Consider the following 24,394-nt stretch of genomic DNA (forward strand, 5'->3'; position numbering starts at 1 on the left):
CCGGGGAATGATCGCCGTCACGGTGTGATGGGCAGGCCCGCGATGGCCGCGTTGGCCCAGGCGTCGTCCACGTGCACCACGCGGCGCCCGGCGCGGGCCAGCAGGCTCGCCGCGGCGGCGGCCCGGTACCCGGCCGCGCAGTGCACCCACAGGACGCCGTCGGGCAGCTCGGCCAGCCGCCCGGCGAGCTCGGGCAACGGTACGTGGACCGCACCGTCGACGTGCCCCGCCGCCCACTCGCGGCCGGCGCGGACGTCGATCACCTGTCCGGCCAGCCCCGGGTACGCGGCGGCCAGGTCGGCGAAGGTGGCCGTGGCCAGCCGCGCCAGGCGCAGCTCGTGGCCACCGGCCCAGTCCTCCGGCACCCCGGTGGCAGCGGCGGCGGGCCGGTCGATGCCGATCCGCGCGAGTTCCCGTTGCGCCGCGGTGACCTGCGCCGCGGACTCGCCGAGCAGGGTCAGCGGGGCGCCGTGCGGCAGCAGCCAGCCGAGCCAGGTGGCCAGCGGCCCATCCAGGCCGAAGCTGAGCGTGCCCGCCAGGTGCCGGTACGCGAACGCCTTGCGTGTCCGCAGGTCGACCACCCACTGGCCGGCCGCCACCCGCTCGTGCAGCTCCTGCGCGCCGGCGCCGGCCGGGCGGCTGAGGTCGATCACGTCGGCGCCGGCCGCGTTGCGCAGCCCCATGTGCACGTAGTAGGCGGGGTAGTCGCCCAGCCCCGCCAGCAGCTCGGTGACGAACTGCTCCGCACCCAGCCGCAGCGCGGGGTTGACGTCGCGCTCCCGGCCGACCGTGGAGGTGTCCGCGTCGGGGACCGACGCCGAGCAGAAGCTGCCGAAGCCGTGCGTGGGCCACAGCGCCGCGTGCGCGGGGAGCTGGTCGGCCAGCTTGCGTACGGAGGCGTGCTGGTGCGCGGCCAGCGTGCGGGCGTGCTCGGCGCCGAGCAGGTCGGTGCGGCCCGTGGTGCCGTACAGCAGCGAGCCGCCGGTGCAGGCGGCGACCGGGACGCCGTCGGCCAGCACCACGTAGGACACGTGGTGGAAGGTGTGTCCGGGGGTGGCCACGACGCGCAGCCGCAGCTGGTCGGAGATCGTCATCTCGTCTCCGTCGGACACCGCGACGCGGTCGAACCCCACCTGTTCGGGTGCGGCCACGAGGTAGTCGGCGCCGGTGAGGCGGGCCAGCGCGAGCCCGCCGGAGACGTAGTCGTTGTGCAGGTGGGTCTCGGCGACGTGGGTGATGGTGACGCCGAGACGGCCGGCCAGCGCCAGTACCCGGTCGATGTCGCGTTGCGGGTCGATCACGACCGCCACCTCGCCGTCGTGCACCAGGTAGCTCCGGTCCCCCAGCGAGGACGTCTCCACGACCGCGACTTCGACCGCCACCGCGCCCACCCCTTCTCCTATCGGTTCTCTAGGCAGCGTCCCGGCATGTGGACGGTCCGTCAAGGGTGGCGCGACGCCCTACCCACAAATCCCATCGGCAGAGTAGGATCGTGTTTCCCACGTCGAGCAGGAGACCCCCGTGATCACGCTGACGGAGGCCGCCGCCGAGGAACACCTCGCCGCGACCGCGTTCACCCCCGCCGCGCCGGGGCTGCTCGGCCTCACGGTCGAGCTGCTGCTGGAGCGCCCCGGGCTGCCGCAGCCGCTGATGGAGCCGCTGGCCGCGCGGCCCCGGATGCGCCACGGCTACCTGACCGCCCGCTCGGCCCGCGTACTGGTGGTCAGCGGGCCGCCCTCCCCCGGCATCGAGAGCTGCGCCGAGCGCATGGCCCAGGACCTGGGCGCCACCCGGGCGCTGGTGGCCGGGCACGGGATCACCGTGCTGGACACGGCCGCCGACGCCACCCCGGGCGCCCCACAGGCGTACGCGAGCGCCGGGGTGCGGGTGGCGCTGGAGGCGGGCACCGAGGACGCCGGCACGGGCGGGATGGCCCGGCGCTGGCAGGTGGCACAGGCGGTCGCCCCGGTCCTGGCCGCGGCGTTCGCCAACTCCCCGCTGCGCCGCGGCCGTCCGTCCGGGTGGCGCAGCACCCGGCTGGCACTGCGGCACCTGCCCGGCCCGGCAGGCCCGGCCACCACCGTGGACCGGGCCCGGGGTGCACGCCCGGCCGGCAAGCGTGGACCGGGCGTCGCGGTGACCGCGGCCGACCCCCGCACGGCCTGGGCCGCCCTCGTGCTGGACGCGCCCGTGGCCGGTGCCGGCTCCCGGCCGCCGACGTTCCGGGACTGGCTGCGCTCCGGTGGCACGACGGCACCCACCCTCGGGGACCTGGAACGCCACCTGCGGACCGTGCGGCCACCGGTGGCCGCCCGCGGACATCTGGAGATCGACGTGGCCGACCGGCAGCCCGCCGACGGCTGGCGGGTCCCGCTGGTGGTGATCGCCGCCCTGATCGACGACCCGGGCGCCGGGGAGGCGGCCCTCGCCGCCACCGCCGCACTGGCGGGCACCACCGGGGTGTGGCACCGGGCCGCCCGCGCGGCACTGACCGATCCGGCGCTGGCCGTCGCGGCGCGACAGTGCTTCCTCGCGGCGTACGCGGCCCTGGCCCGCCAGGGCGTCGCCCGGCCGCTGCGCGACGCCGTGGCCGAGTACCTCGAACGGTACGTCCTGCGCGGGCGGTGCCCCGCCGACGACGCGCTGGATCGAGGTGAACATTCCATATCTCGGCTATAGGGATGGTTGACTTACCGGACGATCCTGCCGCACAGTGGCGGAGCACACCGGCTGCGAGCGGAAGGTCACCCCGTGCTCACTGTCCTCAGTCCCGGCGAAGTCAAACTCCCCGACGGCCGCAGCGTAGAGTTCGCCAACCTCGACGTGGCCGCCACCGCCCCCTGCCTCACCACGGTCGCCGAGGCCGTCGCCGACCTGCTGCCGTTCTACGGCAGCGTGCACCGTGGCGCCGGAGCCCTCGCCCAACGCTGCACCCGCGAATACGACCAGGCCCGCGACACCGTCGCCGAGTACGTGGGCAGCGGCCCCGGCGACCACGTCGTGTTCACCCGCAACACCACGGACGCGCTCAACCTGCTGGCGCACGTGCTGCCCCCCGGCACCACCGTGGTCACCTTCGACGCCGAGCACCACGCCAACCTGCTGCCCTGGCGCCACCCGGTACGACTGCCCGCCCCCGGCTCACCGGCCGAGGCGGTCGCCGCGCTCGACGCGGCACTGGCCCGGCTGGACGGTCCGCTGCTGGTGGCCGTCACCGCGGCAGGCAACGTCACCGGCGAACTGTGGCCCGTGGCCGCGCTCGCCGAGGTCGCCCACCGCCACGGCGCCCGCCTCGCCGTCGACGCCGCCCAGCTCGCCCCGCATGCCCCCGCCCGCCTGCCCGACCTGGGCGCCGACTACCTCGCCTTCTCCGGCCACAAGCTGTACGCACCGTTCGGGGCCGGGGTGCTGGCCGGGCGCGCCGACTGGCTCGACGCCGCCACGCCGTACCTGGCCGGGGGCGGGGCCAGCGCCGAGGTGCGGGCCGACTTCGCAGTGCGCTGGCACACCGGGCCCGCCCGCCACGAGGCCGGCACCCCGAACCTGCTCGGCGCGGTCGCCCTGGCCACGGCGTGCCGGGTGCTGGCCGGGCAGGACCACCCGGCGGAGCGGGAGCTGGTCACCCGGTTCCGGGCCGCGCTGGCCGACCTGCCGCACGTCGAGGAGCTGCGGCTGTTCGGCCCGGCGGAGCCGCGGGTCGGCATCGTCTCGTTCACGGTGCTCGGCGCGGACCCCGACGAGCTGGCCACGACACTGGGCCGGGGGCACGGCATCGGCGTACGGACCGGGTTGTTCTGTGCCCACCCGCTGACCCGGCGGCTGCTGGCCGAGGCCACCGCGCGGCTCGACCCGGGCGCCACCCCGGCACCGGCCGCATTGCGGGCCAGCATCGGCCTGGGCACCCGGCCCGAACACCTCGACCGTCTCGTCTCGGCGCTGGCCGGGCTCCCCCGACGCGCCTGACCGGCCGCAACCCGGGCCCGCCACCAGCGGAACAGCCGCCTGACCGGCCGCAACCCGGGCCCGCCATCAGCGGAACAGCCGCCAGACCGGTTGCTACATGGCTCCCGCCGCCAGCGGGATCAGTTCGAGGCTGGCACCGCCGGTCTCCGGGGCCGCCGCGACCGAAACGACCACCACCAGCGCGATGGCCGCGCCGGTCAGGATCACCGGGGCGTACTCCTCGAACCAGCTGCGCTCGTCCTGGACCTCCGGCGCGGGCTCGGGCGCCGGGTGCGGCGTCACGGTGACATCGAGCTGGAACCCGACCGAGCCGCGTACGGTGGCCGTGCCGACCTCGGTGTCGACCTGGTAGCCGATCAGGCCGCTGCCCAGGAAGGACATGGTGTTCGGCGGGGTGTAGCGCACCTCGGTCTGCTCGAACTGGTTGCCGAACGTCGTACTGAAGCTGACCCGGTCACCGCCGACGCCCTGGACCTGGATGCCCTCCGTGATGCCGTCCAGTGACTGCTGGGCGGCCAGACGCCAGGTCTGGTCGTTCACGGTGGTGGTGACGCCGTGCGCGGCGTTCTCGAAGGTCACGGTCACGCTGCCGATGAGCGACAGCCGCATCTCGACCAGGGCGTTGCCGGTGTCGAAGGAGACCTCGGCCATGGGCACGCTGGGCAGGTTGTACTTGAACGCGGGCAGCCCGCCGGACATCATCGACGCCGGAAACTCCTCGGCGTGCGCGCCCGTACCGTGCATCGGGTGGCTGTCACCGCGCGGCCCGGCGTCCGGATCCCCGCCATGGTGCCCGGCGTCGGGGTGCCCCGCGTCGGGGTGCCCGGCGTCGGGGTGCCCGGCGTCGGGGTGCCCGGCGTCCTGCGGGCCGGCGGTTGCGGAGGAGGAGTTCGACTCACCGGTGAGCAGGGCCCACAGGTCGGCCCGGACGACACCGTCCGCGGGACTCAGCTGATACTGCTGCTGCAGGCCGCGGACCGTGTCGAGCAACTCGTCGCCGTAGTCGCCGTCCTCCGGTCCCGACCAGACGCCGTAGTGCGTGAGCAGCTGCTGCAGGTAGGTCACCCACTCGCTGGAGGTGTGGGGATGCAGTTCCGGTTCGCCCGCCATGGTCTCGCCCTCGTGAGTCGTTCGGGGAATCACTCCGGACGGTACTGGCGGGGCCACCGGTCGGGCCCGCCCGAAAGGGCGGCGGTCGGGGCTGACGGCAGCGCCTCATGCGGTCGCGGACCGGCCACCCGGGTGGGTCACCCGAGGCGGAGGAGGCTTTCGGTACGCGACGGTCCACTCTGGATGGCACGCACCGCCTTGATGATCGTCGCCGCCGGGGTCCGGTCCGCGGACACCTCGACGAGGCGCACCACGCCCCGGCGGTCCGCGACGACCACGGCGGGGAACGGCAGGACCGACCGGCCCGTGCCGAGCGGCGTGGCCGCCTCGGGCGAGGTGAACCCGATGTTCAGCGCGTCGATGAGCGAGTGCCGGGGATCGGAGGCCACGAACATGTCTGCGCCGAGGCGGTACTTCAGTGTCTCCAACCGGCCGCGCTCCTGCGGGCTGACCGCTAGCAGGTGCGCACCGAGCTCGTCCAGGGTGGGCGCCAGGGTCACCGCGTAGCGGCGCAGCGCGGCGAGGCAGGGCGCCGAGGTGGCGTGGTGGAAGAAGACCAGCACGACCGGGCCGGTCTGGCGCAGCCGGTCCAGGTGGATCGGCCCGAGGTCGACCTCCACCACGGGGACCGCGGGCAGCCGGTCGCCCGGCGCCACCATCCGGCTCCAGATGGCGTCCTGCTCGAACTGGTGCCGAACGGCCGCCGCGTCGATAGGACCGGTGGCCGTCGGCGGTGCGCCGACCCGGCCGGGCACATACGTCCTCATCACCGTCTCCGCTCTGTCGGCACCCAGAATACCTACATCGCAGATAGGATTAGAAGTGTGTGATTGCCCTCAGCGGGCGACGGCCACCCGCAGCGAGATGGCCTGCAGGAACACGTCGCCCACCTGTGCCGCGTCGCGTGCCACGAAGACGCCGCCCCCGACCGTACGGGTGATCTGGTCCAGCGCCGCGCGGTCCACCCGGTCGCCGACCCCCACCACCACGACCTGCACCGGACGGGCGTCGTCCTTGACCGACTGCAGCCGCGTCAGCAGCTCGGGCAACGCGAGGTCGCCGGGCGCCGACACGCCGTCGGTGAGCACGACGACGGAGTTGACCCGGCCCGCCTGCCAGCCGTCCTGCACCGTCCGGTAGGCGTCGAGGATCGCGCGGTTGAGGCCAGCGTCGCCGCCCTGCGCGGTGATGCCCGCCAGCGCCCCCTCGACCGCGCCGCGGTTGCCCGCCAGCGGTCCGATCGGCACCAGCTCCCGATGGCCCGGCGGGGTACCGGCGAAGCGCCACAGCCCCACCTGCCAGTCGTCGCTGAACAGGGTCAGGCCGTCGCGGGCGGCCTGCAGCACCGCGCGCATCCGGGTGCCCCGCCCGGTGCCGTCCGGAGCGCGCATACTGCCGGACGCGTCCACCACCGCCAGCAGCCGGGCGGGCGCCACGACGCCGGACCAGCCCGCCAGCGCGTGGACGATCGCGGCCGCGTCCGGGGCAGGCCGGACCCCGGGGTCGGCCACCTGCGGCGCGCCGTCGGGTGCGGTGAAGCCGCGCGCCACGCCGTCCGGCCCGCGCAACCCGAGGCGCCCCAGCTGGTCACGGAACGCCGCGCCGCCCAGCGTGCGGAACAGCGCCCGGGCCGCCGCACCCTGCGCGGCCGTGGCACCCGGCAGGATCAGGTACGGGAAGTCCAGCGTCGCCGGGGCGGGCTGCGGATACCGCGCCGCAAGCCGCACCGGAGGGCTGGCCGCGTTGTACGTGACCACATCGCGTTCGGACAGCGCCGCCAGCCCCAACGCACCCGCCAGGGTGGCCGGGTCATCCGCGGCCGGGAACTGCTGGAGCAGGTTGGCGCGCAGCGCCGAACGGCCGGTGGCCAGGGCGTGCAACACCCCGCCGAGTGCCCGTGGCCCGGCGGCGGCGTCGAGCGCCAGCAGACCGGACAGGCCCACCGCGTCCCGCGACGGCTCCACCGTGCCCGCCCGCACCGTCGTACTGGAGGTCAACGCCGTGGTCAGGCCCTGGTAGCCGGCGTCGCGGCCGAGGGTGCGCGCGACCGGCTCCGGGGCGGCGAACACCACGGGGCTCACCGCGACCCGGCCCTCGTCGGCCATGGTGAAGCCGGGCACCGCCGCCCGTACCCGCACCGGCCACGTCGACGAGTCCGCGATCCAGACCTGGGGGACCGCGACCCCGGCACCGCCCGTACCCCAGCCACCGAACGTGGTCCGCTGCTCGCGCCCCACCGCGGCGGCCACGTCGACCGGCTCGGCCGCCCGTACGGTCACGGTCACGCACCGGGCGCCGTCCGCCCCGGCACCGGTCCAGTCGCGCGCCGCGGCCTGGACCGCCGGGGCGATCTCCGGCGCAGCCGCCACATCCAGCCGGACACCGGCGGCACAGCCGTCGCCCGCCAACAGCGGCAGCGCGAACCGCAGTCCGGCGGCGACCGCCAGCACGGCCACGGCGGCGGCCGCCGCGGTGGCCGTCGCGCGGCGATGCGCGGGGTGTCGATGCCGTCCGGACACGACACCCATCATCGGTCCCCGGCGGCCCGACCGCCACCGTGATCAGCAGCGGATTCGCGACGGTCTTCGCCCGGATTCGGGCGACGGGCGTCCATGCCGCGTTCAACGGCGCGACGCGCACGAAACCGACCCTTGCCTCGGCACGGACACCACCGGCGAAAGTCAGACGCGATGACCAGGCGGGCGGCTGGGCCGCCAGGCCCGCCATCACGTCCGGCGGCACTTCGACCTGGACCGGCAGACCCGCCGGCTGGAGGATCTGTACGACGAGGTCACGACACCGGGTTCGTTCGCCCGGCCGCGCGACCGTCCTCATCGGCCGGTCACGCCGGGCAACCACTGAGGACGGTCTGGCTCGTCCGCACGTACGCCGCCGGGCGGCCGATGGGCTGAGCTGCCTTCCCTTCCGTACCAGCGAGGGCCTACTGTTCGCGCTGACGTTTTCACCGTGGGGAGGCGACGTGGCGGGCAACGCCTGGGATGTGATCGTGGTCGGGGCGCGGTGCGCCGGTTCACCGGTGGCGATGCTGCTGGCCACCCGGGGCCACCGGGTCCTGCTGGTCGACCGGTCGACGTTTCCCAGCGACACCGTCTCCACCCACGTGATCCACCCGCCGGGCGTGGCCGCGCTGCGCGAGTGGGGACTGCTGGACCGGGTGACCGCGACGGGATGCCCGCCGATCGACACGTACACGTTCGACTTCGGGGCGGTCCGCCTCGCCGGGGCACCCGGCACGCCCGAGTCCCCGGTCGCCTACGCGCCGCGGCGCCGGATCCTCGACCAGGTGCTCGTCGAGGCGGCGGCCGCGGCGGGGGCGCAGGTCCGCACCGCGTTCACGGTCGACGAGCTGATCGTCTCCGACGGGCGGGCCGTGGGGATCCGCGGGCACTCCCGTGGGGGCGCACCGGTCGAGGAGCGCGCCCGGGTGGTGGTCGGCGCGGACGGGCTGCACTCGCTGGTGGCGCAGGCGGTGGGTGCCCCCGCGTCGCACGAACGGGCCGCGATGACGGTGGGCTACTACTCGTACTGGAGCGGGCTGGAGATGCACGGCCGGTTCGAGGCGTACGCCCGCGACGGGCGCGGCTTCGCGGCGGCGCCCACCAACGACGGGCTCACCCTGGTGATCGGCGGCTGGCCGTACGCGGAGTTCGCCGCCAACCGGGGCGACGTCGAGGGGCACCTGGAGAAGACGTTCGGACTCGCCCCGGAGTTCGCGCAGCGCATCGGGGCGGCCCGGCGCGAGGAGCGGATCGTGGGCGCCAGCGTCCCCGGCTACCTGCGCCAGCCGTACGGGCCGGGCTGGGCGCTGGTGGGTGACGCCGGTTACAACCGGGACTTCATCACCGCGCAGGGCATCAGTGACGCGTTCCGGGACGCGCAGGCGTGCGCCGACGCCCTGCACGCGACGCTGGCGGGCGAACGGGACTTCGACACGGCGCTCGCCGCCTACCACACCGCCCGCGACCAGCACGTCCTGCCGATGTACGAGCTGACCGCGCAGCTGGCCGCGCTGGAGCCGCCACCGCCCCCGCTGGCGCAGCTGCTGGCCGCGATGCAGGGCAACCAGGCCGCGATGGACGCGTTCGCCCGGGTCAACGCCGGGGTGACGCCGGTGCCGGAGTTCTTCGGCGAGGACAACGTCGCACGGATCTTCGCCGCCGCCGGGGGCTGACCTCGCGGGGGGCCGGTTCCCGATCCGGCGCCCCCGATCTCTTCGATTTGCCGCGCGCCGGTCGAAGAGTGATGGGTAGCGTCAGATTGCCCGAGGAAACTGGAGGTCCTGTGCCCAGGCCCCGCGCACTCGTCATCGAAGACTCGCCGGAGTTCGTGCTGCTCTGCCAGCACCTCCTGGAGAAGGAGGGCTTCGACGTCATGGTCGCCTCCGACGGCGAGCGTGCCGTCGAGCTGGCCCAGCGGGAGAAGCCGGACCTCGCCATCCTCGACCTCGGGCTGCCCGACGTCGACGGGATCGAGGTGTGCCGGCGCATCCGCCAGTTCACCGACGCGTACATCGTCATGGTGACCGGGCGCGCCGACGAGGTGGACAAGGTCGTGGGACTGTCGGTCGGCGCGGACGACTACGTCACCAAGCCGTTCTCGCCGCGTGAGCTGGCCGCCCGGATCCAGGCCATGCGGCGCCGCCCGCGCGGCGCCGCGGCCGAGGCCGCCGCCGGCCGGGAGTACGGCCCGCTGCGCATCGACCCCGTGGTGCGCGAGGTGACCATGGACGGCCGGATCCTCGACCTGACGAAGATCGAATTCGGCATCCTCGACCTGCTCTCCTCCAGCCCCCGGCGGACGTTCACCCGAAACCAGCTGCTCGAGGACGTGTGGGGCGACAACTGGTACGGCGATGACCACATCATCGACGTGCACGTCGGCAACCTGCGCAAGAAGCTGGGCGAGTCGGCGTCGGCTCCGCGCTACATCCGGACGCTGCGCGGCGTCGGCTACCGCTTCGAGCCCGCACCCTGACGCCGGTCGCGCCCTGACGCGGTCGCACCCCTGAGGCAGTCGCACCCTGAGGCCGCACCCTGAGGCAGTCGCACCCTGAGGCAGTCGCACCCTGACACACAGCCGCGCACTGACGCGGTACGAGCCCTGATCCAACCCGCAGCAGTCTGCGGACCGGGTCAGGGCTCGTTGCTCTGCCGGGCACCGCGGCCCTTGTGGTCGGCCGGGCTGCCGCACCGTGTTCCGGGGTGCGCCGGCACGGGCTTGGGCGTGCCAGGCGTTGCGTCCGGCGGGCGGGGCTGTTACCGGTGCCGGGGCGCGTACCGGTGACTGCGTACATCCCCTGCCGTCGCGGGCCCTGCCGTCGCGGGCCCTGCCGTCGCGGGCCGCCGCGAGCGCAGCCGCTGCACCAGCACGCCGACGCCCACCAGGAGCGCGGCGAACCCGGTCCAGGGGATGAGGGTGTGCACGCCGCCCGTCGCCGCGGGCGGGGGCACGGCCCCGACCAGGGTGCGTACGCTGCCCGCCGGGCTCTGACCGATCGCCTGCACCACGGTGCCGGACGACAGCTTGCCACCCGCAGGGGTATCCACGGTCACGACCACGGTGCCCGGCGTCACCTTGCCGCCGACAGCGGCCTCCACGGCCGCGGTGTCCGCGGACGCGGCGCCGGACCCGGCGCCGGCGCTGGACGTGGGGCCGACCATGGCGCCGGACCCGAAGCCGGCCAAGGTACCGATCGCAGACCCGGACGCCTTGCCGGACGCCTTGCCGGGCGGATTGACACCCGCGGCAACCAGGACCACCCGCAGCCCACCGTACGCGTCCGCGGTGACCTTGCGCTCGGGCGTGGCGCCGACGCGTACGGCGACGGTGGAGCCGCCGCGGAATCCGACCGCGTAGACGGCCACGGCCTGCCCGTGGTTGCTGTTCTTACCACCCTGCCACTGCACCGTCAGGGCGTCCGCGGTGCCGCCGTAGCCGGGGCCGTCCGCGAGCGCGACACCGGGCGTGAGCACCGCGGCGAGCGTCCCGGCTGCCATCAGCAGCGGGGCCGACCTGCGGAAACGGGTGGGGAGCATTTAGTAATGATGCCACGTATCGGGGCTAAGTCGACAAGTCAGGACCAGCTCGGACCAAGCTTGCACCTGGCTTGAAATGGGCTAGAGCTGGCCTTGAGGTTGGCCACCGAACTAGCTGGGCATGACGACGACGCTCTTCTCCGCCGCCACCGCCTCGGCCGCTCCGGCCACCGCCGCCTCCACCGCCGCCAGCGGCCGGTTGCTCGACGCGGTCCGGCTGTGGAGCCCCGCCGAGGCGGGCGTCGAGCTGACCGTCGTGGTCCCCTTCTACAACCCGGGGATGGCCCTGCGCCCCACGGTCAAGCGCATCGCCGCCAGCCTGCAGGACGCCGGCGTGGGCTACGAGATCGTCGCGGTCTCCGACGGCAGCACCGACGGCTCCGAGCAGACCCTGACCGGCATCCCCGGCGTCCGGGTCATCGCCAACGAGGTGAACCAGGGCAAGGGCGCTGCGCTGCACACCGGCTTCGCCGCCGCCCGCGGCACCTGGGTCGGCTTCATCGACGCCGACGGCGACATCGACCCCGCCCACCTGCTGCAGTACCTGCAGGTCGCCCGCACCAGCAACCCCGCCGGCGTCTACGCCGACAAGCGCCACGCCCTGTCCACCAGCGGCGCCACCGGCTTCCGCAAGATCGTCTCGATCGTGTACTCGACGCTGGTGACGCTGCTGTTCCTCCTGGGCATCCGCGACAGCCAGACCGGCTGCAAGATCTTCCGCCGCGACGTCCTCGCCGGCCTGCTCCCCAGCCTGCGCGAGCGCCGCTTCGCCTTCGACCTCGAATTCTTCGTCGCCGCCAAGGCCGCCGGCATCCGCAACTTCATCGGCGCCCCGGTCCGCCTCGAAGCGCGCACCGCCGGCTCCACCGTCGGCCGCAGCGCCATCCTCCGCACCATCCGCGACACCTTCACCATCTACACCCGCCTCCACGTGCGCCGCCAGTACCGCGGACTGACCGTGCCGACCACCGTGGTCGCGACCCGCGACGCGGACGCCGCCCCGGCCCAGTTCGCCACCACCGCCGCGCCGCTGGCCGAGGCCGCCTGAACCGCACAGCCCCCCACCCGGGCCGCGTGACAGATGTGTCACGCGGCCCGGTCCCGTTCAGGACGGCGTGCCGACCCACCAGTCGGTCAGGTCGCGCCGGTGCTCGGCCAGCCCCGCGACGATCAGCAACCCCAGTGACACCAGCGACACCAGCAGGCCCACCCGCAGCCAGCCCCACGGCTGGTAATCCACGGTGACGGCGTCCGGACCGGCCCGGACCGCCACCGTGCCGGCCATCGTCTGCCGCGTCTCGTCGCCGTCGGCGGACCAGCCCGCGGACCACTCCTCCGGGATCACCACCCATCCCGGCGGCCCCGGCTCCACCCGCCAGCGGGTCGGCGCGATCCGGTCGATCCCGCCGGAGCGGGCCGAGGGCACCTGCCCCTGCGCCGGGCCTTCCTGCAGCATCGCCTCGGTGCCCAGCTTGCCGGCGTCGGCCAGGCGTACCGCGTCGTCGAACCCGCCCTGGCGGGAGGCGACCACCCGGCCGGTGCCCTGCACGAGCACCCGGTACAGGTCGAGCTGGCGGCTGCGCAACACCCGCCGCAGGTCCGGCTGCTTGGCCAGCCAGTCGTACGTGGCAGCCTCCCGGTCGCGCGCCAGCACCACCCACTGCACGCCCAGCGGGGCGACCATGCGGCCGAAGTGCCCGGTGCCGCCAGCCGCGATCAGGCGCGACACGTACGCGGTGCGCCGCGACACCGAGTTGGTGCGCACCTCCCCCAGCTCGACGGCGTCGCTGGTGAGCGCCGGGCGGCGAAAGAACGCGGCGGCCGGGGTGGCCACGGTCCGTCCGCCGGTGAAGCCGAACGGCTGGTACTCGTGCCAGGGCAGGAACAGCACCAGTCCGTTGCCGTCGCCCATGATCCGGTCGGCGGCGTACCACGACTCCGGATAGTCCGCGACGCGTACGGCGCCCCCGAGTCCCCAGACCAGGGTGGTCGCCACGATGGCGTTCACGGCGCCCAGCGCGACCAGCGCACACGCGGCGCCGAGGCGGCGCAGCCGGTGCGCCTGCTTGCCGAAGTAGCGCCGCGGCACCGCGTCGGCCAGCGCCTCGGCAGCCGCCCCGACGCCCACCGCGTACGCCAGCATCGCCAGCGCCACCCATTTCTGCTGCTCCCGCATCGCCTCGAAGAGCGGAACGGCCTCGAAGGCCCACCGGTACAGCACGCCGAACGGACCCTGGACGCCGGCACCCAGCACGATCCCGCAGACGGCCAGCGCGCTGAGCGGGGCACCCAGGTCGGGGTCGCGCTTGCAGAGCCGGAACAGCCCGAAGACCACCGCGGTCACCAGCACCACGAACCCCAGCGCCGCCGGTACGGCACCGACGCTGCCCGCCGGGCCGGAGAGGTCGTCCTCGCGCCAGAAGCCCTGCAGCGTCAGCAGCGTGAGGAACAGCCCGCCCGGTCCGGCGCGGGTGGCGTACACGTCGAGGTCGGCGGTGCCCACCCGGACCGTGAGGATCGCGTTGAGCAGGACCGTCAGCGCGTACGCGTAGATGCAGCCCGCCGCGACGACGATCAGCGCCGTCCGGACGACGTCGTTGCGGCGTGGCCGCGGCAGCATGGCGACCGCCAGCAGCCCGGCCCCGCCGAGCCAGGCCGCGTGCGGGCCGATCGTCATGGCGGTGGCGTACCAGCCCGCGGGGCGGGCGGCGAACCAGCTGCCGCGGCGCCGGGCCCGCACCGCGGACGCCAGCACCCAGGCCACCAGGCTCACCGACAGCAGGAACGGCACGTGGCCGACCTGGATGCGGTCCACCACGAACGGGTTGCAGACCGCGAACAGCGCCGCCGGGTGCCGCCGCCACCGGCCGCCGCCGGCGAGCGCGGACACCCCGCTGGCCGCGATCGGGAAGAACAGCAGCACCATCAACCAGCCGGTGGCACCGGCGCCCACCACTACCCGCAGGCCGTGGGTGGCCAGCCGGTACGGCAGGGCGTCCAGGGCGGCCGGGTCGAGCCCGTACAGGCCCTGGGCCACCGCCTGGTGCGGGCCGCCCACCCAGTCGAGCAGCATCAGGTAGCCGTCGCGGGTCCACGGGGCGACCACCGCGATGCCGACCGCGAGCCCGAGCAGCCCAGATTCCGTCGTCAGCCGTGCCGAGCGGCCGTCGAAGTGCGGCCGGTGACGGGAGACCCAGGTCAGTACGGCGGTGGTCACCGCGGGCCGCGGCGCGGCCGGTGGGCCGCCGTCACGACCGCCGCGACCAGCGGCGCGAGGTTGTCGGCGGTGGCACCGGAGGTGTCCACCACCACCTCGGCGTGCCGGGCGGGATGCTCGGCCAGCAGCCGCCGGAACCGTTCCTGCTGGGCGGCCTGCTCGGCCTGCGGCCGTTCCGGTTTTCGCCGGTGGATGAGCTCGGCCGGGGCGTCGGGGAGCACCAGCACGTCGGGTGCCGGCACGACACGCTCTGCGACGCGGGCGGCGGGCGAGCCGGGCCACGGTGACTCACGCAGGTCGTACACCCAGCGGTCCACGATCACGACCCGGCGCCGGGCCCGGGCGGGGGCGACCGTGCTCAGGTAGCGCCAGACGTACTCGGCGGCGTAGAACCAGGCGGCGGCCCGGCGCAGGCCGGGGTTCCCGGGCGGCCGGTCCGCGCCGGGGGACCCCCGGACCGGCGGGGACGCCACCGGCCGGGCGGCCTCGGGCTCGGCGGGGACGGTGGGCACCCCGAGCAGGCGGCGGGCGAGGCCGACGCCGGGCAGGTTGCCGCGGGCCATCCCGAAGTACGCCGAGGCGGTGGCGAAGCCGTACCGGTGCAGACGCTCGCGCAGCCCGTCGGCGACCGTCGACTTGCCGGAGCCGTCCGTGCCCACCAGCGCCACCACGACGCCGCGGGTGCGCAACCCGAGCGGGCCCGCGGATGGTCCCGCGGGCAGGACGGCGTGGCGCTGCCGCCACGTCGCGGAGGCGTTGCCGAGCGCGAAGCTCAGGGCGGCCAGCCGCATGCGGGCCCGGCCGGGCAGTCCCGGGTCGGGTGCCGCGCCGCCCGCCGCGGCGACCAGTTCACCGGCCACCCGGACGCCGAGCTGGGTGGCCAGCCGGTCGCGCAGCGCGGCCCGGGCGGCCGGGGAGGTCTGCGCCCACGCGTCGCGCGCCTCGGCCAGGCGGGACTGCTCGGGCAGCCGCCCGCGCAGCACCGGCCGGACGAGGAGGTCGGCCACGGCGGCGGCGCCGGTGAGGCGGTGGGTGGCCGGGTCGACCTCGACGACGTCGGCGGGTGCCAGCAGGACGGGCCCGACGCGCAGGTCGCCGTACGACAGGTCGACCACGGCGGGTCCGGCGGCGGTCTCCACGGCCAGGCTGACGTGGCACAGGCGGCGCGGGTCGTGCGCCTCGGCGATCACGGCGCTGGGCAGGGCCGCGGCGATGGCCTGCGCGGGGGTTTGCGGGCCGGGGGCGGGCGCGTACCAGAGGTCGAGGTCCTTGGGGCCGCTCTCGCCGAGCCACCGTTGGGCCGATCCGGCCGGACCCTGCCAGGCCCAGCGGCACGCGCAGCGGTCGACGGCCGCGGTCACCGCGGCGAGGATGTCGGACCGGTCGGGGGCCGCGGGCAGCGGCGGGCCGGAAAGCCGTGAATCGGTCATTTCCTCCTGATCATAGGGCTGCCGTCACGCCCGCCGGGCGAGTATCGGCAGGGCGACCGGCGGCCCGCCGGTGCGCGCCGGGGTGCCGTTCGCGCGGCAGTTCCGGGCCGCGCCCGGCGTGCCGGGGACCGCGCGTGCCGCCCCCGTCCCGGCACGCGCGGTCCAGCTGTGCGGCCGGGTTGCCGACCACGGTGCCGTCGGCGGCCACACCCGCCCGGCCAGGCCGGGTGCCAGCCAGGGCGATTCCGCCCTCCGGGGCGCGGTCCAGGTCGGTGACCGGGCGGCGCCGGGAGAACGCCGCGCCGAGCGCGATGAGGACCAGCACACCGGCCACCAGCCACGGCACCAGGTCGGCCGGGCCGCGCGCGGCCACGACCGGCGGCACCCCGCCGATCAGTGAGCGCGCCGCGCCCGCGGCGGCCCGCCCGTCCACCACGACTGTGGTCCCGGCCGCAGCCCCGTCCACCGGCACCGTCAGTTGCACCGTGCCGTTGTCGTCCGCGCGCACGTCCCGCCACGCTGCGCTACCAACCCGTACCTGTGCGGTCTCCCGCTTGCGGTAACCGACAGCGACGATCTCCAGGTCGCCCTGGTCGCTGGTCCAGCGCATGCTCAGCGCCGATCCGGCCACGGCGGACGGCTGCGGCGACCCGCCACGCGCGGTCACGAACAGCACACCGAACGCGACGGCCAGGAGAATCAGGACGACGGTCACGCGGGCCGGGTGGCGACGGACGCTGATGAGTGGCATGCCACCAGCTTGCGCCCTCCACCCCCCGATCGTCACGCTGTGTGATGCAAGCTTGCGTACGCTCTGAACAGGTCTTGAGGTTTGGCCTTCACCGGCCGATAGGAGGGCGTGACCGCCAGCCTCAGCCGCCTGGCCCGCATCCTGCTGGGCGGGATCGGGCCCATCGCGATCGCCGTCCTCGTCCAGAGTGCCGGCAACCTCGCCTTCCACGCCGTGGTGGGCCGCGAGCTGGACGCGGACGGCTACGGCGCGCTCGGCGCGGTCCTGTCCGCCATGGTGATGCTCGGCGTCCCGCTCGGCGCGCTGCAGGCCGCCGCCTCCGCCCTCGTCGCCCGGCACGGCCCCGGCCGCGCCACCGGCGTACGGGCGCTCCGCGCGGTCGCACTGTGGTCGCTGCCCCCCGGGGTGCTCGTCCTCGCGGGCGCGGCGGGACTGCAGGCGTACTTCCACCTCGGTTCCCTGGCCGACGCCGCGCTGCTGGCCCCGTACCTGGTGGTGTCGGCCGTGCTGGCCACCGCCCGCGGCCTGCTGCTGGGCGACCGCAAGGTCGGCACCGTGGCCACCACCTACCTGGTCGGCACCGCGGCCCGGCTGGCGCTCGGGCTGGGCCTGGTGATTCCGTACGGGGTGACCGGCGCCCTGGTCGGCACGCTCGCCGGTGAGGTCGCGGCGCTGGCGGTCGCGCTGGTGCCGTTGCTGCGCCCCGCCCCCGACACCGACCCGGCCGCCGCCCTGCGGCTACGCGCCGTGGCCCGCGCCGGGGTGGCGGTGACCGGCCTGTTCCTGTTCTCCACGGTCGACCTGCTGCTGGCCCGCCACCACCTCAGCGGCGCCGGCTCCGGGGACTACGTCGCCGCGGCCACCGTCGCCAAGACCGTCCTCGCGCTGCCGGCCGGCATCATGTCCGCGGTCTTCCCCCGGCTGGCCGCCGCGTGGCCGCTGCCGCACCGCGCCCGGGCGCTGCTCACCGGCGGTGGTGCGGTGGTCGGTCCGGCACTGCTGGGCGCCGCGGTGATCGCCGCGGTGCCGTGGCTGGTGCTGCGGCTGCTCTACGGCGACGGGTACGCCGACGCCGCCGGCCTGGTCCGCACGTTGTCGCTGGTCGCCGCGCTGACCAGCGTGGTGACGCTGGCGACCCACGCCGGGCTGGCCCGCGGCGGGCGCACCATCGCCGTGCCGTGGATCGGCGCGGTTTTGGAGGTCGTCTTCATCGAGCTGTGGCACGGCTCACCGGGGCAGATCGCTGCCTGCTCGGCCGCCGCGCTGGTGCCGACGCTAGTGGTGATCGCCATGCTCGAGGGCCGGGCGTGGACCCGGCGAACTGCTCAACTGCCATCACCGCACGCCGATTCTTCGGGTGCCCCGGCGACCGCCGCGGCAGCCGCCCACGGAGCGGCTAAGGGCGCCCGAGAAGGTTGGCATGCGGATCCTGGTCCTGAACTGGCGTGACCTGAAGCACCCTGCATCGGGAGGTGCGGAGGTCTACACCGAGCAGGTGCTGCGCCGCTGGGTCGCCGCCGGCCACGAGGTGACACTGTTCGCCGCCGCGGTCGCGGGCCGTCCCGCCGAGGAGATCGTCGACGGGTACCGGGTGATCCGGGCGGGCAGCAGGTTCACCGTCTACCGCGAGGCGCGCCGCTGGTGGCAGCGCCACGGCCGGGGCCGCTTCGACGTGGTCGTCGACGAGACGAACACGGTGCCGTTCATGGCCCACGAGTGGGTCGACGACGGCGCCCGCACGATCGCCCTGGTGCACCAGACCTGCGAGGAGATCTGGCACCACAACGCGCCGTTCCCGCTGTCGTACCTGGGGCGGCTGCGGCTGGAACCGCGCTGGCTGCAACGCCTGGCCCACTCCCCGATCCTGGCCGTGTCCGGCTCGACCCGCGACGCGCTGGCCGCGTTCGGGGCCAGCGACGTCACCGTCGTGCCGGAGGGCTTCGAACCGCTCGCACAGACCCCCCAGGTCGCCAAGGAGGCCACCCCCACCGCGGTGTTCTGCGGCCGGATGGTCAGCTACAAGCGGCCGTGGGACGTCGTACGCGCGGTGGAAATCGCCCGCCGCGAGGTGCCCGGCCTGCGACTGTGGATGATCGGCGGTGGACCGGAACTGGACAAGCTGCGCGCCGCCGCGCCCGCCGGGGTCGAATTCCTGGGCCGGGTCGACGAGCAGACCAAGCACGAGCGGATGGCCCGCGCCCACGTGCACCTGGCCACCAGCGTCCGGGAGGGCTGGGGCCTGGTGGTCAGCGAGGCCGCCGCGCTCGGCACCCCGACCATTGCGTACGACGTGCCCGGCCTGCGCGACTCCACCCGGGCCGCGGGCGGCGTGGTCGTCCCGCCGCAGCCGGAGGCGCTCGCCCGATGGCTCGTCGAACTGCTGCCGGGCCTGATCACCACCCGGCCCGCGCCGCAGCCGTACGGCGGGGCGCACTCCTGGGACCACGTCGCGGACACGCTGCTCGACGCGGTGTGCACGCACGCCCGGGTGCCCGGCACCGCACCGGTGGCCACGCCGCTGCCGCTGCCTGCACCGGCCGAGCCCAAGCTGCACCGCGCCGCCTGATTCCTGACAACCCGTACGGAGCACACCGCATGAAGATCAGCTTTGTCGTCCCGACCCGGAACTCGGCGCGCACCCTGGAGTCCTGCCTCGGTTCGTTGCGCGGCCAGACCCACCCCGAGGTCGAGGTCGTCGTGATCGACAACGGCTCCACGGACGGTACGGCCGAGATCGGCAGCCGCCTCGCACACATCTGCGAGCAGTGGGGTCCCGAACGCAGCGCCCAGCGCAACCGCGGCACCGCCGTGAGCACCGGCGACGTGGTGGTCTTCATCGACTCCGACATGGTCCTCGAACCGCACGTGGCCGCCGAGATCGCGGCCCAGTTCACCGCCGACTCCAAGCTCGGCGCGCTGATCATCCCGGAGCGCTCGTTCGGCGAGGGGTTCCTGGCCCGCTGCCGCGAGATGGAGAAGAGCCTGTACGTCGGCGACCCCGGCGTCGAGGCCGCGCGTGCCTTCCGGCGTCCGGTCATCGAGAAGCTCGGCGGCTGGAACGAGGCGCTGACCGCCGCCGAGGACTGGGACCTGGCCGACCGCACCCGCGCCGCCGGGGTGGTCGTCGGCCGCATCGCCGCCTGGATCTGGCACGACGAGGGCCGCATCAAGCTGCGGGCCACCTTCGCCAAGAAGCGCTACTACGGCCGCTGGATAGACCAGTATGTCCGTATGCACGCTGACACGGGGAAGCGGAAGTTCGTCCGTACCTCCCTGCTCAAGCAGCCCACCCGGCTGCTGCGCCACCCGGTGCTCACCGTCGGGCTGGCCACCCTGAAGCTGACCGAGGCCGGTGGCCTGCTGCTGGGCGTACGGGACAGCCGGGCGGCACAGGGCACGCCGTGACATACGGACCGCGGGTCGTCCACGTCATCGCGGAGTTCTCCAGCCACGAGGCCATGGGCCGCACGGTCACCGAGACCGCCAGCCGGGTCCCCGGCGAGCACCACGTCGTGACCACCCGCGCCCACGACGGTGCGGACGCGTTCGCCAGCATGCACGAGCTGGGCGGGCGGGTCGCCACGTTCCCGGTCGGGCGCACCGGCGCACTGGCCGGTGTGCTCGACGGGCTGCGCCCCGATGTCGTGCACCTGCACGCGGGCGCGCTGGGACCGTTGCAGGCCGCACTGACCGTGCTGCGCAAGCATCCGACCGTGCTCACCGCGTACGCGTGGCCGACCGTGCCCGGGCCAGGCGCCTGGAAGCGCGCCTCGGTGGCCGAGATGCGCGCGTCCAACGTGCTGCAGCCCCGGGTCGCGCTGACCACCCTGCTGCCCCCGCCGCTGGCGGTGGCCGCGCTGCGTTACGCGGGCATCCGCACCGTGCTCACCCCCGATCCCCGGGTGGCCGCCCGGCTCGCCGGGCACCGCTGGCTCCAGGTGCGGCGACTGCCCTCCGGGGCGCCGCAGGACGAGCGGCGGGCCACCTACCGCGCGGACCAGCCGGTGATCGTCTTCGCCGGGCGGGCCGAGAGCGTGCGCGGACTGGACACGCTGCTGGCCGCGTTCCCGCTGGTGCGGCGCGAGGTGCCCGATGCGAGGCTGCGGCTGCTGCTGATCCCCCGCCCCGAACTGGCCACCATCCTGGCCGCCGCCGGGCACGCCGACGGCGTCGAGGTCGTCACCGAGCCCGTCAAGGACCTGCTGGCCGAACTGGCCGCCGCCCAGGTCGGCACATGGCCGTTCAAGTTCGACTACACCACCTCGCCGCCCGCCATGGCGGTCGCCGAGGCGATGAGCGTCGGGCTGCCGGTCGTGGCCACCGACGTCGCATGCGTACGGGCCGTGCTGGAGCCGGGCGTCAACGGGCTGGCCGTGCCCCCCGCGGACCCGGCCGCGCTCGCCGGAGCGCTGACCGTGCTGCTGCGCGACCAGGCGTCGTGGCAGCACTACGCGGACGCCGGGGTGCGTTCGGTGCGCGAGCGGCTGGGCTGGGACCGGGCCGCCGACGTCACCGCCGAGGCGTACGCCGCCGCCCTGGCCTGACCGTCGTTCTACCGCTGGGCGGTCGACGGCCCCACGGTGTCGTCGAGCCACTGGCGCAGCGGGCGGCTCGTACGCAGAAAGTCGACGATCCGCCTGCCCGCCGCCGCCGTGCCCAGCCAGGCCGCCGGGGTCCATTCCTTCCAGGTGACCAGGCCCTTGTGGCGCAGCAACGCCAGCCGCGGATGGTCCTTCGGGTAGCCCCGGGGCACCGTCTTCAGGCTGCCGTGCCCCTGCACCTGGATCCGGGCCCGCTCGATCGCCTCGATCACGGCGGTCAGCTCCTGCCCGGTCCGCTCGTCGGCGACCGCGCGGCGGTACCGGTCGAGCTGGTCGGGAGCCATCTGGTACATCCCGGAGCCGGCCGCCAGCCCGTCGGCGGACAGCTGGATGTAGCCACCGGCCTCCAGCCACGCTCCCAGGTGGGTCTTGTACGGCGACTTGTCCTTGCTGAAGCGGACGTCGCGGTACGGGCGGAAGATCTTGCCCGGCCCGAACTCCGGCTCCAGGTCCGCCAGCAGCTGCGCCATCGGCTCGCGCACCTGGGTCTCGTAGACGCTCAGGTGGGCCGTCCAGTAGGTCTTCGAGTTGTCGGCGGTCAGGCCCTCGTAGAACTCGAGAGCCTCACTCGGCCAGCCACGGAACGCCACCAGGGAAGTCTCGGCCATCGCCCCGGCACCGGCAACCACCAGCGCTCCGGTGTCCCTGTCTCATCTGGTCCACTGGATGAACCGCGCGAACAGTTCCGGTGCCGGGCCGGACGGCATGTCGCGCACGGCCTCTTCCAGGTTGAGCCACATGTAGATCGCCAGGGCGACCGGGTCCATCTCGACGCGCAGCGCCTCGCGAGCAGCGTCGCACGGCCACGGCCTGCTACATGCCCGGCAGTCCCAGGACGGGCGCTCAGCGGTGTGCCCAAGGTCGGGCAGGACAACAGTCATGCCCGACAGCCAATCTCACCAGCACGGGCCGGGAAATGTCCCGTCAGGGCACCAGTGGTGCACTACCGGTGCGCGCGCCGCTGCGCCAACTCCCGGGCCAGGTCAAACGCCATCTGCCACGGAAACACCTGCTGACGTGCACCACCGGCGCCGGGCGGATGCGGCTCCCAGCCGTCGCCAGGACCTGAAACGACGCGTACACCCTCATCGCGCAGGCCAGCAACCGAGAGCCGGAACGGTGCGCGGGCAGCCAACGCCGCATTGACGAACGGCACCACCACGGTCGGGACGCCTCGACCGATCAACTCCGCCACCGATGTCAGCGGATAGGTGTCGGCAATGCCCGACGCCAGCTTGTTGATCGTGTTGTAGGTGGCTGGTGCGACGACCACCGCGTCAACGTCCGGCAACACTCGTGGCTCGGCAGGGGGGTGCTGGTACGACGTGCGGACCGGCTGTCCGGAGAATTCCTCGACCGCCGCGACGTCGATGAACCCCAGCGCACTCGTCGTCGCGGTGACCGATGTCGTCCACGACCTCCCGCGGGCGATCTCCAGCAACCGGCCGATGTCGGCGGCAGGCCCAGCGCCGCACACGACCAGCCGCAGATGGCCCCCGGTCACAGGCGAATCCCCGCGTCAGTGGCGAACTGGAGCACGTGAGTTCGGGTGTGTCCGCTGGACAGGACGGCGAGATCTCCGACCAGACGATGGGCCGCCGGGCGCGAACGGATCTCCTCCGGCGCGATGCGGTACGCGGCCCGCAGCGCTGACAGCGCGTGCTCACGGCGGCCCCACTGCACATAGGCTCGTGCCACGTCGACGAACAACGACGCCTTCCGTTCGACAAGGGTGATCTTGTCTATCTGGACCCGACGAGCGCGGTCGATGGCCGTACCGGCATCGCCGAGAATGAGCGCCACATTGACCCGATGCTGCATGACGTTGTTCGGGCCGAATCCCGTCCATCGGTCGTTGCCGTCGCATCCCAGCCGATCGGCGACCCGGGCGGCTTCGTCCAGCATGGCACCTGCGGCGTCGCGGTCCTCGGAGCGGGCGGCGGCGACCGCGCCACGCAACAGGAGTGCCCCATAGACCGCTACCGAGACCCCCGAATCGAGTCCGGTGGCCTGCTCCACAGTGGTGGCGGCCCGCCGCGCCAGCGCTGCCGCATGGTGGCTGTAGCCGTTGCTCATCAACGCGTGTGTCATGATCCTCGCACCCGTCCCGATCGCGGTCGGATCACCGCTGTCGTGGCCGCACCGGGAACTACGCTCCGCGGCCATGAGCGCCGCTGCCGGATCGCCGTACTTCAGCAGCACGCTACCGACGACGTGGTACAGATCGGTCGCCAGCAGGTCGAATTGGATCCGCTGATCACCGCCGATCGGCAACCGTGCTCGCGCCGTGGCCACAGCGGGCATGAGCGTGTCAAGCCGGTCGAGAACCCGCTCGTAGCGGCATGCCTGATAGTCGGTCTTCGCCTCCGCGACGCCTGCGACGAGATGCGGCAGCGACGACGACTCGACAGGCTCATCGGCGGGACACACCGGCGAGAACAGGGCATCGAGCAGACTTGCAACCGCCGGAGCGGCGACGACACCGCTCATCGCCACCTCGGCGAGGAAGTCCCGGCGTGGCATACCGCCGGTCGGATCGAGAACACCCCGTTCTGCATCGAGCATCGTGCCTGCGTCCGCTACCGGAAAGAGATCGACGGCCGGGACCGATGCAGCATCGACACCTGCGAGTCTGAGTTGCGCGAAGCGCTCCTGCGTCTCCTCCGGCGCCCGTCCCAGCACCGTGTCCAGCGCAGCCTGCATCTCCGGACGCAGTTGGATGTCCCGGCCACGGCAGCTCCACTTCGCCACAGTGCGCCGCGCCGCACCCACATGTTCGGCGAAGTCGGTCACGCTCATCCGCAACGCCTTGCGTAGCGCGTTGGCCTCCCAGCCGGTCCACGTGGTCACTGTGGTCATCGCAGGTCCTTTCTGAAGCCGGCCGCTGACCATTGCGGACGATCGTAACCCTGCGTAGGACGCGATAAGGGACGGCTGGCGGGTGTCAGCCAACGGCGTATTACGGTCCGGAGACCAATCGGGTTGAGACCTCAGGTGTCACATCCAGTCCTCCCAGCTGTACTCTCCGGCAAACGTATCCGGGATCGCAGATCAGAAAATCGCTGTGGAACGCCTTATGGATTGCCAGCTCCACCCAAGCGACTTCACCGTCGGACCCGTACTTGATCTGAATCCAATCAACGAGTACCGGCAGCGATTGTCCAGCGTCCTCGTAGCTGCCGGGTCCCGCTATTCGTACCACCGATGCCTGAACGTTGTCCCCCACCGACAGTCATCGGAACGAAGGCAAGCACCAGGACCGTTAT

21 protein-coding genes are annotated in these 24,394 nt (G+C 74.0%); 9 read left to right on the forward strand and 12 right to left on the reverse strand.

Translation table 11 applies throughout. From position 1 onward, the window contains the following. Window positions 1-17: 17 nt before the first annotated feature. Entirely contained in the window at window positions 18-1,382 is a 1,365-nt protein-coding gene (locus tag ACMCNO_RS18355; protein ID WP_412750660.1) for an MBL fold metallo-hydrolase, read from the reverse strand. 139 nt (window positions 1,383-1,521) lie between these two features. On the opposite strand from ACMCNO_RS18355, the gene ACMCNO_RS18360 reads away from it, so the two are divergent. Both ACMCNO_RS18360 and ACMCNO_RS18365 read left to right on the forward strand, forming a co-directional pair. Further along, entirely contained in the window at window positions 1,522-2,679 is a 1,158-nt protein-coding gene (locus tag ACMCNO_RS18360) for a glutamate-cysteine ligase family protein (protein ID WP_412750661.1), read from the forward strand. A gap of 72 nt (window positions 2,680-2,751) precedes the next feature. Beyond that, complete coding sequence (locus tag ACMCNO_RS18365; RefSeq protein ID WP_412750662.1) at window positions 2,752-3,963, forward strand: aminotransferase class V-fold PLP-dependent enzyme; 1,212 nt, start codon at window positions 2,752-2,754, stop codon at window positions 3,961-3,963. Between the two features lie 93 nt (window positions 3,964-4,056). Here ACMCNO_RS18365 and ACMCNO_RS18370 read toward each other — a convergent pair whose 3' ends face one another. The 3 genes from ACMCNO_RS18370 to ACMCNO_RS18380 form a co-directional block, all read right to left on the reverse strand. Continuing rightward, window positions 4,057-5,073 (reverse strand): peptidoglycan-binding domain-containing protein, encoded by a 1,017-nt coding sequence (locus ACMCNO_RS18370; RefSeq protein ID WP_412750663.1) that lies wholly within the window; start codon window positions 5,071-5,073, stop codon window positions 4,057-4,059. A 137-nt stretch (window positions 5,074-5,210) separates the two neighbouring features. After that, on the reverse strand, window positions 5,211-5,840 hold the full coding sequence (locus ACMCNO_RS18375; protein ID WP_412750664.1) for a redoxin domain-containing protein: 630 nt from the start codon (window positions 5,838-5,840) through the stop codon (window positions 5,211-5,213). A gap of 69 nt (window positions 5,841-5,909) precedes the next feature. After that, window positions 5,910-7,592 carry a VWA domain-containing protein gene (locus tag ACMCNO_RS18380; RefSeq protein WP_412750665.1) on the reverse strand — a complete coding sequence of 561 codons (1,683 nt, stop codon included), beginning with the start codon at window positions 7,590-7,592 and terminating at the stop codon, window positions 5,910-5,912. 461 nt (window positions 7,593-8,053) lie between these two features. On the opposite strand from ACMCNO_RS18380, the gene ACMCNO_RS18385 reads away from it, so the two are divergent. After that, entirely contained in the window at window positions 8,054-9,265 is a 1,212-nt protein-coding gene (locus tag ACMCNO_RS18385; RefSeq protein WP_412750666.1) for an NAD(P)/FAD-dependent oxidoreductase, read from the forward strand. A 110-nt stretch (window positions 9,266-9,375) separates the two neighbouring features. After that, window positions 9,376-10,068, forward strand: coding sequence for a response regulator transcription factor (locus ACMCNO_RS18390; RefSeq protein WP_412750667.1), 693 nt, complete (start codon window positions 9,376-9,378; stop codon window positions 10,066-10,068). A 281-nt stretch (window positions 10,069-10,349) separates the two neighbouring features. Here ACMCNO_RS18390 and ACMCNO_RS18395 read toward each other — a convergent pair whose 3' ends face one another. Continuing rightward, window positions 10,350-11,129 carry a hypothetical protein gene (locus ACMCNO_RS18395; protein WP_412750668.1) on the reverse strand — a complete coding sequence of 260 codons (780 nt, stop codon included), beginning with the start codon at window positions 11,127-11,129 and terminating at the stop codon, window positions 10,350-10,352. Between the two features lie 121 nt (window positions 11,130-11,250). Between ACMCNO_RS18395 and ACMCNO_RS18400 the strand changes: the two genes are divergently transcribed. Beyond that, a complete protein-coding gene (locus ACMCNO_RS18400; RefSeq protein ID WP_412750669.1) occupies window positions 11,251-12,177 on the forward strand; it encodes a glycosyltransferase family 2 protein in 927 nt (308 codons plus the stop codon). A gap of 57 nt (window positions 12,178-12,234) precedes the next feature. Here ACMCNO_RS18400 and ACMCNO_RS18405 read toward each other — a convergent pair whose 3' ends face one another. From ACMCNO_RS18405 to ACMCNO_RS18415, 3 genes are read right to left on the reverse strand one after another with little or no spacing between them, the layout of a single operon-like run. Next, entirely contained in the window at window positions 12,235-14,346 is a 2,112-nt protein-coding gene (locus tag ACMCNO_RS18405; RefSeq protein ID WP_412750670.1) for a hypothetical protein, read from the reverse strand. Beyond that, window positions 14,343-15,776 carry a thymidylate kinase gene (locus ACMCNO_RS18410; RefSeq protein ID WP_412750671.1) on the reverse strand — a complete coding sequence of 478 codons (1,434 nt, stop codon included), beginning with the start codon at window positions 15,774-15,776 and terminating at the stop codon, window positions 14,343-14,345. The genes ACMCNO_RS18405 and ACMCNO_RS18410 overlap by 4 nt, the downstream gene beginning before the upstream one ends. A 10-nt stretch (window positions 15,777-15,786) precedes the next feature. Then, window positions 15,787-16,527: a hypothetical protein gene (locus ACMCNO_RS18415; RefSeq protein WP_412750672.1), complete on the reverse strand. Its 741-nt coding sequence runs from the start codon at window positions 16,525-16,527 to the stop codon at window positions 15,787-15,789. 108 nt (window positions 16,528-16,635) lie between these two features. On the opposite strand from ACMCNO_RS18415, the gene ACMCNO_RS18420 reads away from it, so the two are divergent. Genes ACMCNO_RS18420 through ACMCNO_RS18435 form a run of 4 tightly spaced genes read left to right on the forward strand, consistent with a single transcriptional unit; the run spans window position 16,636 to window position 21,071 of the window. Then, the gene (locus ACMCNO_RS18420; RefSeq protein ID WP_412750673.1) at window positions 16,636-17,976 is read left to right on the forward strand and encodes a lipopolysaccharide biosynthesis protein; all 1,341 of its coding nucleotides are present in this window, start codon (window positions 16,636-16,638) and stop codon (window positions 17,974-17,976) included. Further along, the gene (locus tag ACMCNO_RS18425; protein ID WP_412750674.1) at window positions 17,948-19,093 is read left to right on the forward strand and encodes a glycosyltransferase family 4 protein; all 1,146 of its coding nucleotides are present in this window, start codon (window positions 17,948-17,950) and stop codon (window positions 19,091-19,093) included. Before ACMCNO_RS18420 ends, ACMCNO_RS18425 begins: the two co-directional genes overlap by 29 nt. 29 nt (window positions 19,094-19,122) lie before the next feature. Continuing rightward, window positions 19,123-19,932 carry a glycosyltransferase family 2 protein gene (locus tag ACMCNO_RS18430; protein WP_412750675.1) on the forward strand — a complete coding sequence of 270 codons (810 nt, stop codon included), beginning with the start codon at window positions 19,123-19,125 and terminating at the stop codon, window positions 19,930-19,932. Continuing rightward, window positions 19,929-21,071: a glycosyltransferase family 4 protein gene (locus ACMCNO_RS18435; RefSeq protein WP_412750676.1), complete on the forward strand. Its 1,143-nt coding sequence runs from the start codon at window positions 19,929-19,931 to the stop codon at window positions 21,069-21,071. The genes ACMCNO_RS18430 and ACMCNO_RS18435 overlap by 4 nt, the downstream gene beginning before the upstream one ends. 8 nt (window positions 21,072-21,079) lie before the next feature. On the opposite strand, the gene ACMCNO_RS18440 is transcribed toward ACMCNO_RS18435, so the two are convergent. The 4 genes from ACMCNO_RS18440 to ACMCNO_RS18455 form a co-directional block, all read right to left on the reverse strand. After that, window positions 21,080-21,736: a DUF2461 domain-containing protein gene (locus ACMCNO_RS18440; RefSeq protein WP_412750677.1), complete on the reverse strand. Its 657-nt coding sequence runs from the start codon at window positions 21,734-21,736 to the stop codon at window positions 21,080-21,082. Between the two features lie 42 nt (window positions 21,737-21,778). Continuing rightward, complete coding sequence (locus tag ACMCNO_RS18445) at window positions 21,779-22,009, reverse strand: hypothetical protein (RefSeq protein WP_412750678.1); 231 nt, start codon at window positions 22,007-22,009, stop codon at window positions 21,779-21,781. Window positions 22,010-22,071: 62 nt separating this feature from the next. Next, the gene (locus ACMCNO_RS18450) at window positions 22,072-22,632 is read right to left on the reverse strand and encodes a flavoprotein (protein WP_412750679.1); all 561 of its coding nucleotides are present in this window, start codon (window positions 22,630-22,632) and stop codon (window positions 22,072-22,074) included. Then, window positions 22,629-23,987, reverse strand: coding sequence for a hypothetical protein (locus tag ACMCNO_RS18455; RefSeq protein WP_412750680.1), 1,359 nt, complete (start codon window positions 23,985-23,987; stop codon window positions 22,629-22,631). Before ACMCNO_RS18455 ends, ACMCNO_RS18450 begins: the two co-directional genes overlap by 4 nt. Between the last annotated feature and the right edge of the window lie 407 nt (window positions 23,988-24,394).

It is taken from the genome of Krasilnikovia sp. M28-CT-15 (assembly GCF_047159595.1).
Lineage (GTDB): Bacteria > Actinomycetota > Actinomycetes > Mycobacteriales > Micromonosporaceae > Actinoplanes.